Here is a 17,154-nt window from a genome sequence, read left to right on the forward strand (position 1 = left end):
GGTCATCCTAATGCTTGGGCAAGTGCAGCGAAGATGCTGATGCCGAAGATAATGTTGAACGGGAAACTGACACCGAGCGACATGCTAAGATAGATGCCAGGGTCTGCTTGAGGCAAGGCAAGTCGCATCGCAGCAGGCACCGCGATGTAGGAGGCGCTAGCCGCCAATATGCCAAGCGCCGCCGCTGAGGCAATATCAAGGCCGATGACCGTTCCAACGATGGTGCCGATGGTGCCGTTTACCAAGGGTAACAAAATCGCAAGGAACACCAGACGCAATGTCATCTTGCGCGATTGCATCAGGCGGCGTGCCGCAATCAGGCCCATATCAAGAAGGAACAGGCATAACACGCCACGAAAGCCAGTATCAAAAAGAGGTTTTACCGATGCGAACCCATCGCTCCCGGCAATGGCGCCAATCACGAAACTGCCAACCAGCAACATGACAGACGCATTGGTGAGGACCTCATGCCAAGGTGTCGTATTTCTCTCGCCTTCTGCGGATTCGCCCCTACGTGCTAGCATAAGGCCTGTAATGATTGCGGGGGTTTCCATTAAGGCCAGGACGGCAACCATATATCCAGCGGGGCTTAATCCTTCACCCGTCAGCAACTCGATAGCCGTTACAAAGGTAACAACGCTGACAGAACCATAATGCGCGGCAACCGCGCCCGCGTCGACTTTCGACAACTTACCAATGCCGCGCAACAATGCGAATGCAAGAACGGGCAAAAGGAAACTTAAGGCAAGACCCGCGGCGGCAGCCACCATGATTTCAGGGGTAATGCCGCTCTTGGATACCTCGACCCCGCCTTTTAAGCCAATGGCTGCCATCAGATAGATGGACATGGCCTTGGCGAACGCCTCTGGAATAGTCAGATCGGACTTGAGAGCAGCAGCAACAAAACCGAGTACAAAAAACAGGATCACCGGCGAAGTGAGGGTATCAGCAATCATCTTTGCCCCTTTGCGGATTTTGCAACCCATAGCAGGCAAGTTGCAGTTGGCAAGATGGCGCGCCACGTCTATTCGGGCATCATGAACGCTCCAACACATTTGCCCGAACGCCCGATGAGGGAACGTAAGCCAGACTGGATTAGGGTTAAGGCGCCAATCGGTGCCGAGTTTAATGAAACGCGCCGCTTGATGCGTGATCTCAATTTGAACACGGTATGTGAAGAAGCAGCATGCCCTAATATCGGTGAGTGTTGGACTAAGAAACATGCCACCGTGATGATCCTTGGCGATGTGTGCACAAGGGCATGTGCCTTTTGTAACGTAAAAACCGGTATGCCCCGCGCAGTTGATCCGCTGGAGCCAGAGCATGTGGCGATTGCCGCCGCAAAAATGGGCCTTGAGCACATCGTTATCACATCAGTTGACCGGGATGATCTACCCGATGGCGGTGCCAGCCAATTTGTTAAGGTAATTGAGGCATTGCGTCGAAATACGCCCAATACCACAATCGAAATCCTAACGCCCGATTTCCGGAACAAGGCGCAGGCTGCTATTGAAGCCATCGTCACCGCCCGTCCCGATGTATATAATCACAATCTCGAAACCGTGCCGCGTCTGTATCCAACCATCCGTCCCGGCGCGCGTTATTATGCGTCGCTGCGCTTGCTGGAAACAGTGAAGCGCCACGATCCGTCCATCTTTACAAAGTCGGGTGTCATGCTTGGGCTGGGTGAGGAACGGATGGAAGTGCATCAGGTCATGGACGATATGCGCAGCGCTGATATCGATTTTCTGACGATGGGCCAATATCTGCAACCAACACCAAAGCATGCCAAGGTTATGGATTTTGTTACCCCAAGTGCATTTGACGCTTATGCGGCCATCGCGCGTGCCAAAGGCTTTCTATTGGTCGCCGCCAGCCCGCTTACGCGGTCTAGTTATCATGCTGGAGATGATTTCGCGAAAATGCGCGATGCACGTGCGGTGCAGATTGCCAAAGCGCTTTAAGGTTCAAACGCACATATGCCGCACCATCACGAACGCCGCAGTCTGCCGCATAATGCCGCACAAATGTATGATTTGGTCGCAGACGTCAGCCGCTATCCAGAATTCCTGCCATGGGTCAGTGCCATTCGCATCCGGAAGGATGAGGAAAGTGAAATGCTGGCAGATATGATTGTGGGCTTTAAATCGCTGCGTGAAACATTCAGCAGCCGCGTGGTGAAAACCCCGAAGTCATCCATCATCGTCGATTATCTCGATGGGCCCATGAAACACTTACACAACGCTTGGACGTTTGAAGATGTCGATGGTGGCGGCTCAATCGTCGAGTTTACTGTTGATTTCTCATTCCGTAATCGCGTGTTTGAGGCGTTGGCCGGTCAGTTTTTTGATTCCGCTCTCCGCAAAATGACAACGGCGTTTATCGAACGAGCCGACGCTCTTTATAGTGCTGGCGGAAGCAATAGTTCCAACGCATGAAGCGTTGCAAAGGCGCGAATATCAGCGCGGCTTTTGTCTGAGCCAAAGGACTTCTGGTCTCCCATAACCTCTTCCGGATTTTGATCTTTGACCGCTACCGCAAAAACCACGGTTCCAACTGGCTTGCTTGCGCTGCCACCGTCTGGGCCCGCCACGCCGCTGATCGCAACGGCGATGTCTGCACCGCTTTTTTTCAGCGCGCCTTGCGCCATCGCCCATGCGACACCAACAGATACGGCGCCGAATGCGTCGATGATGTCCTCATTTACGCCCAAAAGCTTAATCTTCGCGTCATTGCTATAGGTGACGAAGCCATAGCCCAATACGGCGCTGCTGCCCGGAACTTCGGTAATCGCTGCAGAGACAAGGCCGCCAGTGCAGCTTTCCGCGACAGCGATTATGCGTCCGGCGGCTTTATTCTCAGCAACAACGCGCGCGGCTAGTGCGGCAATGTCGGCGGGTAAGACGGTGTCCATAATCAGATTTTCTCAAAAGTGGCGGTGACTTGCGCGGCGATACCTTCACCCCGACCAGTAAAACCAAGCATTTCGGTTGTTGTTGCCTTTACGGATATCTTATCGACATCAACAGCCATAATTTCGGCCAGCCGTTCGCGCATTTTGCCGCGATATGGGCCTATTTTGGGCTGTTCGCAAATTATGGTAACATCGGCATTTGACAGTTCAAAGCCATCTGCGCGGGCCAGCTTCATAGCATGCGCAAGGAATTGGTCGGAAGATGCGCCGCGCCATTGCAGATCGCTTGGCGGGAAATGATCGCCAATGTCGCCCTTGGCAATCGCCCCCAATATGGCATCGGTTAGCGCATGCATCGCAACATCCGCATCGCTATGGCCGTCCAGTCCTTTGTCATGCGGTATTTGCACGCCGCACAGCCACAATTCCGCGTTAGGGACCAGTCTGTGGACGTCAAAACCATTTCCGCTTCGAAATGAGGTCATATTGTTTCCTGCAAAATCGCTTGAGAAGGTAAATTTGTTGAGCGCTTCCGCCCCTGGCACGATACGCACATCGCTTCCTTGTGCCATCAGCATCCGGGCATCATCAGTGGGCTCTGCGCCCGTCCAAGATTGGTGGGCCGTGTAAATTGCCTGAAAGGCAAAAGCCTGTGGCGTTTGAATGCGCCATAGATTTTCGCGTTCGACGGTTTCAGACAGAATATCCGTACCGCGTGCTAGGCTGTCGACAACAGGGAGTGCAGGAACCGCGCCGGGCGCAAATGACAAAGCGTCGAGCAGGTCGTCAATGACCTTGGATGATAGGAAAGGCCGCGCGGCGTCGTGGATCAGCACCTGATCAACCTTTTGCGTGGCTGCAATCACCTGTAGCCCCAAATAGACGCTTTCCCGACGAGTTGCGCCACCTTGCAAGAGTATCGGCTCCTTGCAATCTGCCAGTGCCGCCATGGCCCCGGCTTCTTGCTCTGCACCAATCGCAACATATACTTGGTCGATTAAAGGGTGCGCGGCCAATGCCGCATAGCTGTGCCATAGCATCGGTTTGCCGCGTACATGTCGGAACTGCTTTGGTTGCGTGCCGCCTGCGCGGCTTCCGGAGCCTGCGGCGACTATGAGCGCAACGGTTGTTGGTTGAGATACCATATGCGCGCTCTAGCGACAGCAGACTTGCCCGCCAAGCTGAAAGCGGGTATCGGCCTGCCTAAATTTTAGGCAGTATTTGAAGATGCAACTTAAACCCATCCATATTGGTAACATCAAAATCGATTGTCCCGTCATATTGGCCCCAATGACTGGCGTGACTGATATGCCGTTCCGCAAAATTGTGCGTGAGTTTGGCTCCGGCCTTAACGTGACGGAGATGATCGCTAGCCAAGCGATGATCCGTGAGACCCGGCAAAGCATTCAGAAATGCGAATGGGACGCGATTGAAGAGCCGGTATCGATGCAGCTTGCCGGTTGCACGCCTTATGAAATGGGTGAAGCGGCCAAGCTGAATGAAGAGCGCGGTGCGGCCATCATTGATATCAACATGGGATGCCCAGTTAAAAAAGTGGTTAACGGGGATGCGGGCTCCGCGCTAATGCGCGATTTGCCCTTAGCGGCGAGCTTGATTGAAGCAACTGTGAAGGCCGTTTCTGTGCCTGTCACCGTCAAAATGCGTATGGGCTGGGACCATGGAAGCCTGAATGCGCCGGAGCTTGCGCGTATTGCCGAAGATTTAGGGGCAAAAATGATTACAGTGCATGGCCGCACGCGTAACCAGATGTACAAGGGCTCCGCTGACTGGGCGTTTGTGCGCAAGGTGAAGGATGCGGTGTCGTTGCCTGTCATCGTAAATGGCGACATTTGCACCATTGAAGATGCGCAAACTGCTTTGGCGCAAAGCGGTGCGGACGGCGTAATGGTTGGCCGCGGTGCTTATGGTAAGCCATGGTTGCTTGGGCAAATGATGCACTGGTTTCGTACCGGGCAGACCATCGATGACCCGAATATCGATACGCAATTTCATCTTATCATGAACCATTATCGCGCTATGCTTGACCATTATGGCAACGAGGTTGGCGTACGCATCGCGCGTAAGCATATTGGCTGGTATACCAAAGGGCTTAACGGTTCCGCCGAGTTTAGAAACTTTATGAACCGCATCGACGATCCCATGATTGTTATCGACGAATTAACGCGCTTTTATGAACCGTTTCTGACGAAGTCAGCGGCTTAAACCATGTCGCAAGCCGAGCATCGTCCTGATTATGGCCAGATGCTGGCAAGCCTGTCGGTTCCGGTGCTGCTGATTTCGCCTGAACATTTCATCTCTTACGCCAATGACGCCAGCGAGGCCTTTTTTGGACGAAGCCGACGGCGGCTAGAGGGGCAGCGCATTGACGATATATTGATGTTCGAAAGCGAACGCATGAATGCCGCATTATTGTCGTCGGAGAGTGACATTTCCGCTCAAGATATGGAGCTTAAAACGCCTGACGGCATCATTACAGTCGATGTAAATCTCTCATCAGTATCCAAGGATCCGGAGTGGCGCATAGCTGTCATATCGCCACGTAATGGTGGTCGTGAGCATATTGGCGATCAGCGCGACAGCGGGCAGCAACAAGCGATGGGCGCCCCTGCGATATTGGGGCATGAGATCAAAAATCCTTTGGCTGGAATTAAAGGCGCGGCGCAGCTGTTGGCCCGGATAGTCGATGAAAAAAACCGCGCGCTGACGGAATTGATTGTCAATGAGGTTGACCGAATTGCGCGGTTGCTGGATCAAATGCAAAAGCTGGGGCGCTCTGAACCAGCGGAGCTTGCGCCGGCCAATATTCATTTGTTGATTGAGCGCGCCATTCGCTCGTTAAGGGCCGCGAACCGTGCAATGCCGGAAATATCAATCAATTATGATCCGTCCTTGCCCGATGTTTTGATTGATGCCGACGGCATGGTGCAAATACTCATCAACCTGCTTCAGAATGCGACAGACGCGCTGCACGGGCGATTGGACGGTGTCATAGGCATTTCGACCCGTTATGTCATGAGCGGCGCTTTGCGAGACGCTGACGTTGATCGCCGGTCGCTTAAGCTGCCCGTTGAAATTTCTATTTCGGACAATGGACCCGGCGTGCCCGAACATATTGTAGATGAGCTGTTTTCGCCCTTTGTGACCACGAAACGCGACGGGCAGGGGCTTGGCCTCGCCATTGTGCGCAAATTGGTGCAGCAAATGAACAGCCGCGTGTTGTTTGAACGCGATGCCGTGCAGGGGCAAACGACTTTCCGGCTATTATTACCGGTTGCATCAGGGAAAACGAACGCATGACACCGCCACGGGTACTCATAGTTGAGGACGACGCGTCCATTGGTCTTGTGGTGAGCGCCGCGCTTCAAGCGGAGAATATAGAAACATCCTTATGCGATTCTGTGGCATCGCGCGATACCGCGTTGGCTAACGGCCGTTTTGATTTGATGCTGACGGACGTTATGCTGAAGGACAGCGATGGCCTTGCCACGTTGAAAGAGGCGATGGAAAAATTGCCTGACATGCCGGTCATCATCATGTCTGCGCAAAACACACTGGAAACGGCGGTGCGCGCAAGCGAAATCAATGCATTTGAATATTTTCCAAAGCCCTTTGACCTGAATGATCTCGTATTGGCTGTGAAGCAAGGCATAGAAAAGAAGCGTTCCAAAGCCGAAGATCCTTTTGAGCAGCTTTCCGCGGCTAATCTTCCCATGATTGGGCGAAGCGTGGCCATGCAGGATGTCTACCGTATGGTCGCTCGGCTTTTGCGTAATGATTTGTCGGTGCTCATTTCCGGCGAAAGCGGAACGGGCAAAGAATTGGTCGCCGAAGCGATCCATAATCTTGGTCATCGCAAAACTGGACCATTTGTTGCAGTAAACATGGCGGCGATACCAAGCGAACTCATCGAAGCAGAGCTATTTGGCCATGAAAAAGGCGCTTTTACGGGGGCTGTTGGCCAATCAATTGGTCGGTTTGAACAAGCGCAAGGTGGCACTTTGTTCCTCGACGAGATCGGCGACATGCCTATGCATGCGCAGACACGATTACTGCGCGCATTACAAAGCGGCGTAATTAGCCGTATCGGCGGTAAGGCGAGCATTCGCCTGGATGTGCGTATTGTCGCCGCGACCAATCAAAATTTGCCCGCATTGATCGAAAAAGGCGGTTTTCGTGAAGATTTATTCTATCGCCTGAACGTCGTTCCCATCGAAATGCCACCCTTGCGCGATCGGACAGAAGACATTGGCCTGCTTGCGCAGCATTTCCTGATGCTGGCGGCGAAAGATGGCCTGCCGCTGCGGAAAATTGATGATAACGCCATCAGCCATTTGATGGCCATGCCCTGGCGCGGCAATATTCGGGAACTGAAAAACCTGATATACCGCCTCGCTTTATTATGTCGGGAAGATACCATCACAGACGCGACGGTCATGCAATTTGTAGAACCAGCGCCGGATGTAGAGACGTCTATCCCGGGGGCGAGTTTCGAGGCAGCTGTCACGCAGTTTTTGCGCGATCAGCGTCAGCGTGGCGCACTACGTGAAAAATTATATCCGCGCGCACTGGCGCAGTTTGAAATTCCGTTACTGCAGCATGTAATGAAGCAAGTGAAGGGCAATCAGCTAAAAGCGGCAGCTTTGCTAGGTATAAACCGAAATACTTTGCGCAAAAAGTTAACAGATTATGGCATTGGCCCTTCAGGTGGGCGTTAGATCGACGAATTAACGCGATGCGTTGCCCGAAAACCACTATTTTGTGCTTTTCAGGCAACGCAAGGAATGCCACAGTGTCTTTATGGCAACAATGGACCTTGAGGAAGAACGTGCTTCACCTTCCGCTGTCCGTCGTCTTTTTGAACGAATAACCGACCTCCTCGGCAAAAGTCAGTCCATAAAGTTTTTGGAAATTGCCAGTGCCGTGATGTTGATCGTAGTCGGCGCTATCACTGCTATGTTGTTGTTAGGACAGGGGCTGCAATCAGAGCCATTGGCACCTGCGGCATCGGCGACAATGCTTGTCAGCAACTTGTTGCCAGCGACATTACTCCTTGTGTTGTTTGGCCGCCGCGTCGCACTCAAGCGCGCGGAAAGCAGCAGTATTGGCAGTAAGCAGTTATTGCATGTCCGTTTGGTTGCGATTTTTTCGGCAATCACTGCGGTGCCTACCGTTCTTCTCGTCATTTTCGCATCCTTGCTGTTTCAAAGCGGTATCCAATTTTGGTTTTCTGGATCTGCGCGTGGGATGCTGGAAAATGCCGGAGAATTGGCAAAGGGCTATTATGAAGTAAACGCTAAGGATGTTGGGGACGAAACTGTCACTATGGCTGGCGATTTCCGAAATGCATTAAGCCAAACCAACCCTGATGACCCAGCTTTTTTGAGCTATTATTTGGAGCAGGTATTCCGCCGGCGGTTAAGCGAATCCGCCATTGTGTCGGTAGGTTCCGATGGAATTCAGCGAACTGAAGCGGTCGCGACAGAAAATGATAGCCGGAAGCAGGACTGGATCGCTGCTGATATCTTGAAGAAACTCAATGCAGGCGAGGGGATAGTCATTGCCAACCGCGCCGACAGAATTGAAGCTGTGACTGTACTGTTCGACGCACCGCGCAGCTATTTGTACGCCAGTCGGGCTTTATCAGTTCCATCCTTTGCGCTGGGAGAAAAAGCGCAAACGGTGCTTCAAGATTATGATAAGATGGTTAGTCGGTCACGCACGCTGCAAATCCAGTTCAATCTGGCGCTCTATTTTGTGTCATTGATGATAATCGGGCTCACTCTGTGGGTCGCGTTGCGGGTGGCTGATCGTCTTGTGCGCCCGGTCAATAATCTCGTGAACGCAGCGCAATTGATTGCTGAGGGGGATTTGTCCGCGCGCGTTACCATTGATCAATATCGCAATGATGAAGTTGCCTTTCTCGCACAGTCCTTCAATCGCATGACAGAACGCCTGCAGCAACAGACAGGTGTGTTGTTAGCGACCAACCATCAACTGGGTGAACGACGTCTATTCATAGAGGCTGTTCTGGAATCAGTTTCCGCCGGCGTGGTGTCGGTTGACGGCAATGGCGTGGTGCAGCTTGCCAATTCTACGGCGGAAAAGCTTCTGAAAAATACATTTGAGACCATCGTTGGGCAAAATTTTGCAAACGTTGCACCTACATTAGCGGCATTAGCCAGCGAAAGCCCGCGTGGCGTGGTGCAATTGGGCGACGGCCCTGATCCACTGACTGTGGCTGTAACGGTTTCCTCACGGGAACAAGGAAGTGTTGTTACTTTTGAAGATATTAGCCAGCAATTGGCTGACCAACGCAGAGCCGCTTGGTCGGACGTTGCGCGCCGTATCGCTCATGAAATCAAGAATCCTCTAACGCCGATCCAGTTAGCAGCGGAGCGTCTACAGCGCCGGTTTGGTAAAAATATCACTCAGGATCAGGTTATATTTGAACAATTGACCAGCACTATTGTCCGTCAGGTGGGGGATTTGCGTAACATAGTTGATGAATTCTCGTCTTTTGCGCGCATGCCGAAGCCCTTGTTCCGCGCCGAAAATGTAAATGATATTGTCGGCCATGCTGTATTTCTGTTTGAAGTGGCGCACCCAGACATCATGTTTAACTATCGTCAAGGCGGTGCAGTTCCCAATCTCATCTCTGATAGGCGGCAGCTGGGACAGGCTATTACAAATATACTTAAAAATGCAGTAGAATCCATTGAAGAAAAGAGAAAATTAGATAAAACTCAAGGGGCGATTTCAATCGATCTATTGATGGATGGGGAGACGTTGGTGATCCGCGTTGCGGACAATGGGATCGGCCTACCACCAGACCGCCAACGTATCATGGAGCCTTATATCACCAATCGCGCTAGCGGATCGGGGCTTGGACTAGCTATTGTGAAAAAGATTATTGAAGAACATTTCGGAGAAATTTCCATGTCAGACAATAATCCCGCTGGCGCGGTCGTGACATTGAAGTTCAATCCGCAATTCGTGGCATCCAAGGTGGGGAAAGCACATTCTTCCGTACCGCTTTCCAATGTAGATGAGGTTATCGGCTAATTATGGCACTCGACATATTAATTGTAGACGATGAACAAGACATTCGGGATTTGGTATCCGGAGTGCTCGATGACGAAGGCTATGGCACAAGGACGGCATCCTCTGCGGATGAGGCGTTAGCCGCGCTGGATGAACGCTTGCCGTCGTTGATATTGCTCGACGTTTGGCTGCGTGGTTCATCGATGGACGGTATTGAGTTGTTGCGCGCCATCAAAATTCGCGATCCGCAGATACCGGTCATTGTTTTTTCTGGTCATGGAAATATCGACACTGCTGTCGCTGCCATCGGGCAAGGCGCTGCCGATTTTATCGAAAAGCCGTTTGAAGCCAGCAAGTTGCTGCACCTGGTGTCAAAGGCAACCGAAACCGAACGGCTACGTGCCGAAAATGCCGACCTTAAGGCGCGGGTAGGGCATTCGGAAGAACTGACTGGTTCATCGGTGGCGATTAACGCCGTGCGCGCGACGCTTAAGAAGGTCGCTGGCACCGGAAGCCGAATGCTCATCACGGGGCCTGCAGGTGTTGGTAAAGAGGTTGCTGCCCGGTTGCTGCATAGCTGGAGCCCACGGGCAGGGTCGCCCTTCGTGTCCGTTAGCGCCGCACGATTGTCTCCTGAACGATTTGACGAAGAGTTGTTTGGCATCGAACAGGATGGCCGTCTTGTGCAGGCAGGCATGTTGGAAAAAGCGCATGGCGGGACATTGTTCTTAGACGAAGTTGCGGACATGCCGCACACCACACAAGGTAAGATCCTGCGCGTTTTAACGGATCAAAGCTTTGTTAGGGTTGGCGGCGATCGGCCAATTCGTGTCGACGTCCGCTTTGTGTCGGCCACTGCGCGTGATCTGGCGGTCGAAATTTCTGAAGGGCGTTTCCGCGAAGATCTGTTTTACAGGTTAAACGTCGTTCCGGTCGAAATTCCGCCTTTGTCAGGGCGACGCGAAGATATTCCCGACCTCGTCAATCATTATGCCGCGCGCTTTGCCTCAGAACACCGCATTTCGCCGCCGAACTTTTCGGGTGATGCAATGGCAGCGCTGCAGGCATGTGAGTGGCCCGGCAACGTCCGGCAATTGCGTAACATCATTGAACGCACCATCATATTGGCCCCGGCGGAAGGCGTTGCGACTATTGAGGCGGATATGCTCCCCTCAGAGGTCATCAATAGCTATGAAGGTGCCGAACATAATGTAACGTCCCTTATGGGGGCACCATTGCGCGAGGCGCGCGAAGCATTTGAACGCGAATATTTAAGGGTTCAGATCAAACGCTTTTCCGGCAACATCTCAAAAACAGCGGCTTTTGTAGGCATGGAGCGATCTGCGCTGCACCGAAAGTTAAAACTATTGGGTATTTCTGTCCGCAAAAATGCAATGGATTTAATCGACGACGCAGAATCGTGAGCGCAATTGCGAAGGCGGTGTCATTGGTGTAATATTCATTTTGCTGGATGAGACAGTTGCTTGCTGAGACACCTGCGACATTTAGTGTAACGATAAATATAAACGGATAACAACAATGACTGAAAAAAATAACGGTCTTCAGGACCTCTTTCTGAACTCCCTCAGAAAGTCCAAGACACCTGTGACTATGTTTCTGGTTAAGGGCGTAAAGCTTCAAGGTGTTGTAACGTGGTTTGACAACTTTTCGGTACTTCTGCGCCGCGATGGCATGTCACAGCTTGTGTATAAGCATTCCATATCTACTATTATGCCGTCAACATCGCCCGACCGTTCATTATTTGATGATATGATGTCGCGTGCCACGCATCGACCCGGCATGCTGCAGGACGTTTTTCTGCACGCGATGTGTGACCAGAATGAATCGGTTACGACGTTTCTCGTGAATGGCGTGATGCTGCAAGGCGCTATTGTCGCTTATGATCTTTTTTCGGTCATGCTGGAACGTGATGGGACCACGCAGCTTGTATATAAGCATGCCATATCAACGATCCAGCCAGCGCATCCCGTGAACCTTGCGGATTATAATCAGGGCGTGGACGAGAGCGATATTTGAGCGGTTTTGAACGCAGCGAAACGGACGAGTTCGCGCGCGGCGCGCGCGCCTTGGTCATATATCCGGAGCTGCCTGGACGGGCCTCTGTGGGACCGGAGGCGCGTCTTGCCGAATCCGAGGGGCTTGCGCTTGCCATTGGCCTGAATGTTATCCGCAAAAAGCATTATCGGGTGCGTTCACCGCGCGCCGTGACATTGCTCGGTGGTGGTCAAGTTGAAGAAATAGCTGAAATGGGCCGCGATCTTGAGGCAGACTTGCTAATTGTCGATGCTTCGCTGACGGCTATTCAACAACGCAATCTTGAAGAACGCACCGGGCTAAAGACGATTGACCGGACAGGGCTTATTCTAGAAATTTTTGGAGAACGCGCGGCCACGGCCGAAGGACGGCTGCAGGTCGAGCTCGCGCATCTTGACTATCAAGCGGGGCGCTTGGTCCGCAGCTGGACCCACTTGGAACGGCAGCGCGGTGGTTTTGGCTTTCTGGGTGGTCCAGGTGAAACGCAGATTGAGGCCGACCGTCGTATGATCCGGGACCGCATGGCGCGGTTGCGGCGCGAATTGGAAGAGGTGAAAAGGACCCGTTCTTTACATCGTGCGCGGCGTAAACGCGCACCGTGGCCAGTAATTGCTTTGGTGGGTTATACGAACGCTGGTAAATCGACTCTATTCAATCGGTTGACGCGTGCGACCGTCCTTGCCGAAGATATGTTGTTTGCGACGTTAGACCCAACGATGCGGCAAATCACGCTACCGGGCGTAGAAAAGGCGATATTGTCCGACACAGTTGGGTTTGTTTCTGACCTGCCAATGCAATTAATTGCGGCGTTTCGTGCAACTTTGGAAGAAGTGATTTCGGCTGACATCATCGTCCATGTGCGCGATATTTCGCACCCTGAGTCCGATGCGCAGCGTGAAGATGTTTTGCACATTTTGCGAGATCTAGGCGTTTTAGATGATGAGCAGGCTGGAAATCAGCCGCGGATGGTTGAGATTTGGAATAAGCTGGATCTTCTGGACGATGATCGGCGTACCGAGTTATCCGGCATGGCCGCGCGCGATGACAATATTCTTATGATATCTGCCGAGACAGGTGAGGGGATTGATGCCTTCAAGGCCCATTTAACTGCGCTCATTGCTAAGGGTAATGATCTGCGTACCGTCAAATTGCGCACGGATAATGGCGCTGCTTTGGCTTGGCTGCATGGGCGCGGGGTGGTTAGTCGGCAATATGTCGACGGTGATATTGTTTCAGTCGATGTGTCATTAAGTCGTCAATTATGGGGCCAGTTCGAAAAACAATTCGAAAACCAGATCGAGCGGGCTAATGCTTAAGACTGTGTCTTAACTTTACTCTTTTGCTTTGGCTTGTTGCCAAAGTTCTTCTTTTTCATCGAGTGACAAGCCAACAAAAGCGTCTCCGGCTGACACTTCCATATCGCGAAACCGTCGTTCGAATTTTGCACTCGCTTGCTTCAATGCTAGCTCTGCGTCCACTTTATGAAAGCGGGCGAAATTGACGACAGCGAATAGCAAGTCACCGATTTCTTCGGCCACATGCTCAGGTGTATTTGCTTCGCTAACTTCATCTAATTCTTCAACAATTTTGTCGCGCGCGCCGGACTGATCAGGCCAATCAAAACCCGTGCGCGCCGCCCGCTTTTGAATTTTTTGGGCGCGTAATAACGCAGGAAGGGCAAGGGCTACACCGGCCAGCGCGCTATTGTCTTCATATCCGCTACGCTCGGCGGCCTTTATGGTTTCCCAATTGTCAGGAACTTCATGGCTTTCGGCGGTAACATCACCAAACACATGCGGATGGCGGCGCACCATTTTGTCGCAAATGCCATTCACGACGTCCTGAATATCGAAAATACCTAATTCGCTTGCCATCTGGCTATGAAATACAACTTGAAGGAGTAGATCACCCAGCTCGTCTTTTAGTGCATCTAGATCGTTGCGCTCGATTGCGTCGGCAACCTCATAGGCTTCTTCAATGGTGTAAGGCGCAATTGACGCGAAGTTTTGCTCTAAATCCCATGGACAGCCAGTGTCACGATCACGCAGCCGCGTCATAATGTCCGTTAGAGGGGTAATATCTGCGCGCATCAGTTTGCTATCTCAGTTAGTTCGATAATATATATTATGTTAAATAAATGATTATTTCATCTGTGCCTACGCTTTGATTGGCGTATTCTTATTCAAGGTTGAAGCACCATCATATTACCTTCCACACGCCAGCTATGCAGACTGTTGAGGAAGTTCATACCCAATAAGTTTACATCACCAAAGCTCTCCGAAACCACAACGGGATGATTTTCAATTGTGTGCGGCCCTACAACCAAAAGCTCTACATTCGCACGCTTGGCAGCTACACGACCATTTGCGGTGCTCAGGATGATCGGATAGCCAGTGGCCTCAACGCCTACTTCTTTTGCTGTCGCGGCATTAATCGCGGTCATCGTGGCGCCGCTGTCCACCATGAAGCGAACAGGCTCGTTATTTATGTCGACTAAGAGCCAGTAATGGCCATCGTCCTGTCGGCGTAACTCTATTTTATCACCGCGAATGCTTTGTCCGGCGGTCCCCGATATATCGGCTTTCACGCGTTCCCAAATACCGATAAATTCAAATCGGAAGCTGAATATGGCGAACAAGGCGGCAAATATCGCGATCCAAGCGAGCGCAGCCTTTGCGACTTCGCCTAAGGATAAGCGCCGCGCTGCCAGCGAGCTGACTAGAAGCAAGATACAAATAATGCCCCAAATCAGCGATGGCCCGTCTTCCATGATGTTCATCGCCGTGCTTTCGTGAACAGGTCGTAGAAATTGTCTGAAGTTTGCTCAGCCAGCGTTTCAGGCGCAACGTCACGTAACTGCGCAACAAAGCGCGCTGTATCAGCAACAAAGGCCGGCTCGCCGGTTTTGCCCCGATGCGGGATTGGTGCGAGAAATGGGGCATCGGTTTCCACCAGCAATCGATCTGCGGGCAACCATTTCGCCACATCCTGAAGGTCTTGGGCGTTTTTAAACGTCACGATGCCGGAGAGCGAGATATACAAGCCTAAATCCAAGGCAATGCGCGCAAATTCGGCGCTGGCAGTGAAACAATGAATAACCCCAGTGAACGCCCCTTCCCGCATTTCTTCGGTCAGAATAGCAGCGGTGTCTGCCTCCGCATCGCGGGTGTGAATTATGATAGCCAGGCCCGTTTGCCGCGACGCTTTGATATGCTCGCGAAAGCCTGTGCATTGTTGTGCTCGGTCGCTTTTGTCATAATAATAATCGAGGCCCGTCTCGCCTATAGCGACAACACGCGGATGGGCGGACTTAGCAACAAGTTTCGCGCAGTCCATGCCGACATGCTGATCGGCTTCATGCGGGTGAATACCGACTGATGCCCAAACATCACTCTCTTGTTCGGCAAGGCCAATGACTTCATCCCACTCGCGCTCACGCGTTGAAATATTGAGCATCGCCGACACCCCACTGTCCCGTGCGCGCGCAAGTATTTCGGCCTGTTGTTCAACCAAGCCCTTATAATTGAGGTGACAGTGGGAATCGACGAACATCAGGCGGGAGCCCCCTCCTCCGCCGGCAATTCTAGCCGCGGAAACAGCCCCTGAGGCTGAGCAATTTGGAAACCGCCTTCGGCCAAGGGCGAATACCAATGCGATCCGGCGCGCGCATAATTGCGAACATCATCGGGCACACCCATTTGATCAAGCAGCCTAGTGGCCGAACCGGGAATGAACGGCTGCACGGCTATGGCCAATTGTGCGATGCAAATGAACAACGTCGCCAATACCGTTTCCATGCGCTCGGGATCGGTTTTCTTTAGCGCCCATGGTGCTTGCACGTCGACATAGGCATTACATGCAAACACGGCCTGCATCCAAACTTCTAAAGCTTGCGACATAGCGAGTTCTTCAAAATGAGCCGGAATTTGTGTCGAAACAGCGTTGCCAACCAATTCCAATAAGGCTTCGTCATCAGTATGATGGCCATGGATCGCAGGAAGAAAACCTTCGCAGTTTTTGAAAATCAGCGACAATGTCCGCTGGGCAAGATTGCCAAAGCTGTTCGCCAAATCAGCATTTACGCGCGTGACAATGGCTTCTGGGCTATAGCTACCATCCTGACCAAAGCTGACTTCGCGCAATAGGAAATAGCGTAAGGCATCGACGCCAAACAACTCAGCGAGCTCCATTGGGTCGACAACATTGCCCAAAGATTTCGACATTTTCTCGCCGCGCGACAACAGAAATCCGTGACCGAAAACCATTTTTGGCAAGGGCAGGCCCGCCGACATCAGGAATGCGGGCCAATATACGGTGTGAAACCGGACAATGTCTTTGCCGATGATATGGACGCTAGCTGGCCAAAATTTACGCCACTCTTCGGTGTCATCGGGAAAACCAATGGCGGAGATATAGGTGGTTAGCGCATCGAGCCAGACATACATGACATGGTTCTCGCTGCCCGGAACCTTAACACCCCAGTCAAAGCTGGTGCGCGATACCGATAAGTCCTTTAACCCGCCTTCGACAAATTTGACGGTCTCATTTTTGCGGCTGTCTGGTCGAATGAATTCTGGGTTCGCAGCGTAATAGTCCAACAGAGGCTTTTCATATTTGGAGAGCCGGAAAAACCAGCTTTCCTCAACGGTCCATTCAACAGGCGTGCCTTGGGGTGAAAGCTTCTGGCCCCCTTCCCCTTCGGTGAGCTCGGCTTCATCATAATATGCTTCATCGCGGACTGAGTACCAACCCTCATAACGATCCAGGTAGAGATCGCCGTTTGCCTCCAGCCTTTTCCAAATTGCCTGGCTTGCTTTGTGATGATTATCCGCTGTCGTACGACAAAAATGATCAACAGAAATATCAAGTGTTGCACACATCTGCTTAAAATAGGATGACATTTCATCCGCAAGATCACGCGTTGCCTTGCCCAATCCGCGTGCCGTCTGGTCCATTTTTAGGCCATGTTCGTCCGTGCCCGTAACGAAACAGACCTCGCGGCCATTTAGCCGCTGAAAACGGGCAATCGCGTCGGTGGCAATCGCCTCATATGCGTGGCCGATATGCGGCTTTCCATTGGGATAAGCGATTGCAGTAGTGATGTAGAAAGGTTCGGACATGGA

Annotated in this window: 16 protein-coding genes; 9 read left to right on the forward strand and 7 right to left on the reverse strand. The window is 52.1% G+C overall.

The window, feature by feature from the left end:
* Window positions 1-2: 2 nt before the first annotated feature.
* Window positions 3-956 carry a sodium-dependent bicarbonate transport family permease gene (locus D7D48_RS04625; protein WP_125230175.1) on the reverse strand — a complete coding sequence of 318 codons (954 nt, stop codon included), beginning with the start codon at window positions 954-956 and terminating at the stop codon, window positions 3-5.
* Between the two features lie 81 nt (window positions 957-1,037).
* On the opposite strand from D7D48_RS04625, the gene lipA reads away from it, so the two are divergent.
* Window positions 1,038-1,964, forward strand: coding sequence for a lipoyl synthase (gene lipA, locus D7D48_RS04630; protein WP_125230877.1), 927 nt, complete (start codon window positions 1,038-1,040; stop codon window positions 1,962-1,964).
* Between the two features lie 15 nt (window positions 1,965-1,979).
* On the forward strand, window positions 1,980-2,438 hold the full coding sequence (locus D7D48_RS04635) for a type II toxin-antitoxin system RatA family toxin (RefSeq protein WP_125230176.1): 459 nt from the start codon (window positions 1,980-1,982) through the stop codon (window positions 2,436-2,438).
* Here D7D48_RS04635 and D7D48_RS04640 read toward each other — a convergent pair.
* Window positions 2,402-2,914, reverse strand: a complete 513-nt coding sequence (locus D7D48_RS04640) for a CinA family protein (protein WP_125230177.1) — start codon at window positions 2,912-2,914, stop codon at window positions 2,402-2,404. The two genes, D7D48_RS04635 and D7D48_RS04640, sit on opposite strands and share 37 nt — an antisense overlap.
* 2 nt (window positions 2,915-2,916) lie before the next feature.
* Window positions 2,917-4,059 carry a bifunctional 2-C-methyl-D-erythritol 4-phosphate cytidylyltransferase/2-C-methyl-D-erythritol 2,4-cyclodiphosphate synthase gene (locus D7D48_RS04645; protein WP_125230178.1) on the reverse strand — a complete coding sequence of 381 codons (1,143 nt, stop codon included), beginning with the start codon at window positions 4,057-4,059 and terminating at the stop codon, window positions 2,917-2,919.
* 82 nt (window positions 4,060-4,141) lie between these two features.
* Here D7D48_RS04645 and dusB point away from each other — a divergent pair, with 82 nt between their 5' ends.
* The 7 genes from dusB to hflX all read left to right on the forward strand — a co-directional run bounded on the left by dusB (window position 4,142) and on the right by hflX (window position 13,347).
* A complete protein-coding gene (gene dusB, locus D7D48_RS04650; protein WP_125230179.1) occupies window positions 4,142-5,137 on the forward strand; it encodes a tRNA dihydrouridine synthase DusB in 996 nt (331 codons plus the stop codon).
* A gap of 3 nt (window positions 5,138-5,140) precedes the next feature.
* A complete protein-coding gene (locus D7D48_RS04655) occupies window positions 5,141-6,232 on the forward strand; it encodes a two-component system sensor histidine kinase NtrB (protein ID WP_125230180.1) in 1,092 nt (363 codons plus the stop codon).
* On the forward strand, window positions 6,229-7,650 hold the full coding sequence (locus D7D48_RS04660) for a sigma 54-interacting transcriptional regulator (protein ID WP_125230181.1): 1,422 nt from the start codon (window positions 6,229-6,231) through the stop codon (window positions 7,648-7,650). Before D7D48_RS04655 ends, D7D48_RS04660 begins: the two co-directional genes overlap by 4 nt.
* Before the next feature lie 91 nt (window positions 7,651-7,741).
* Window positions 7,742-9,997: a sensor histidine kinase gene (locus D7D48_RS04665; protein WP_281274265.1), complete on the forward strand. Its 2,256-nt coding sequence runs from the start codon at window positions 7,742-7,744 to the stop codon at window positions 9,995-9,997.
* A 2-nt stretch (window positions 9,998-9,999) separates the two neighbouring features.
* Window positions 10,000-11,400, forward strand: a complete 1,401-nt coding sequence (gene ntrX / locus D7D48_RS04670; protein WP_125230183.1) for a nitrogen assimilation response regulator NtrX — start codon at window positions 10,000-10,002, stop codon at window positions 11,398-11,400.
* A 115-nt stretch (window positions 11,401-11,515) separates the two neighbouring features.
* Complete coding sequence (gene hfq / locus D7D48_RS04675; protein ID WP_125230184.1) at window positions 11,516-12,013, forward strand: RNA chaperone Hfq; 498 nt, start codon at window positions 11,516-11,518, stop codon at window positions 12,011-12,013.
* Complete coding sequence (gene hflX, locus D7D48_RS04680; RefSeq protein ID WP_125230185.1) at window positions 12,010-13,347, forward strand: GTPase HflX; 1,338 nt, start codon at window positions 12,010-12,012, stop codon at window positions 13,345-13,347. The genes hfq and hflX overlap by 4 nt, the downstream gene beginning before the upstream one ends.
* Before the next feature lie 15 nt (window positions 13,348-13,362).
* Here hflX and mazG read toward each other — a convergent pair whose 3' ends face one another.
* From mazG to metG, 4 genes are all read right to left on the reverse strand, one after another.
* Window positions 13,363-14,121 (reverse strand): nucleoside triphosphate pyrophosphohydrolase, encoded by a 759-nt coding sequence (gene mazG / locus D7D48_RS04685; RefSeq protein ID WP_125230186.1) that lies wholly within the window; start codon window positions 14,119-14,121, stop codon window positions 13,363-13,365.
* A 92-nt stretch (window positions 14,122-14,213) separates the two neighbouring features.
* The gene (locus D7D48_RS04690) at window positions 14,214-14,810 is read right to left on the reverse strand and encodes a retropepsin-like aspartic protease family protein (protein ID WP_125230187.1); all 597 of its coding nucleotides are present in this window, start codon (window positions 14,808-14,810) and stop codon (window positions 14,214-14,216) included.
* Entirely contained in the window at window positions 14,807-15,583 is a 777-nt protein-coding gene (locus D7D48_RS04695) for a TatD family hydrolase (RefSeq protein ID WP_125230188.1), read from the reverse strand. Before D7D48_RS04695 ends, D7D48_RS04690 begins: the two co-directional genes overlap by 4 nt.
* Window positions 15,583-17,151, reverse strand: a complete 1,569-nt coding sequence (metG, locus tag D7D48_RS04700; protein ID WP_125230189.1) for a methionine--tRNA ligase — start codon at window positions 17,149-17,151, stop codon at window positions 15,583-15,585. Before metG ends, D7D48_RS04695 begins: the two co-directional genes overlap by 1 nt.
* Between the last annotated feature and the right edge of the window lie 3 nt (window positions 17,152-17,154).

It is taken from the genome of Sphingorhabdus wooponensis (genome assembly GCF_003933235.1).
GTDB classification, from domain to species: domain Bacteria; phylum Pseudomonadota; class Alphaproteobacteria; order Sphingomonadales; family Sphingomonadaceae; genus Sphingorhabdus_B; species Sphingorhabdus_B wooponensis.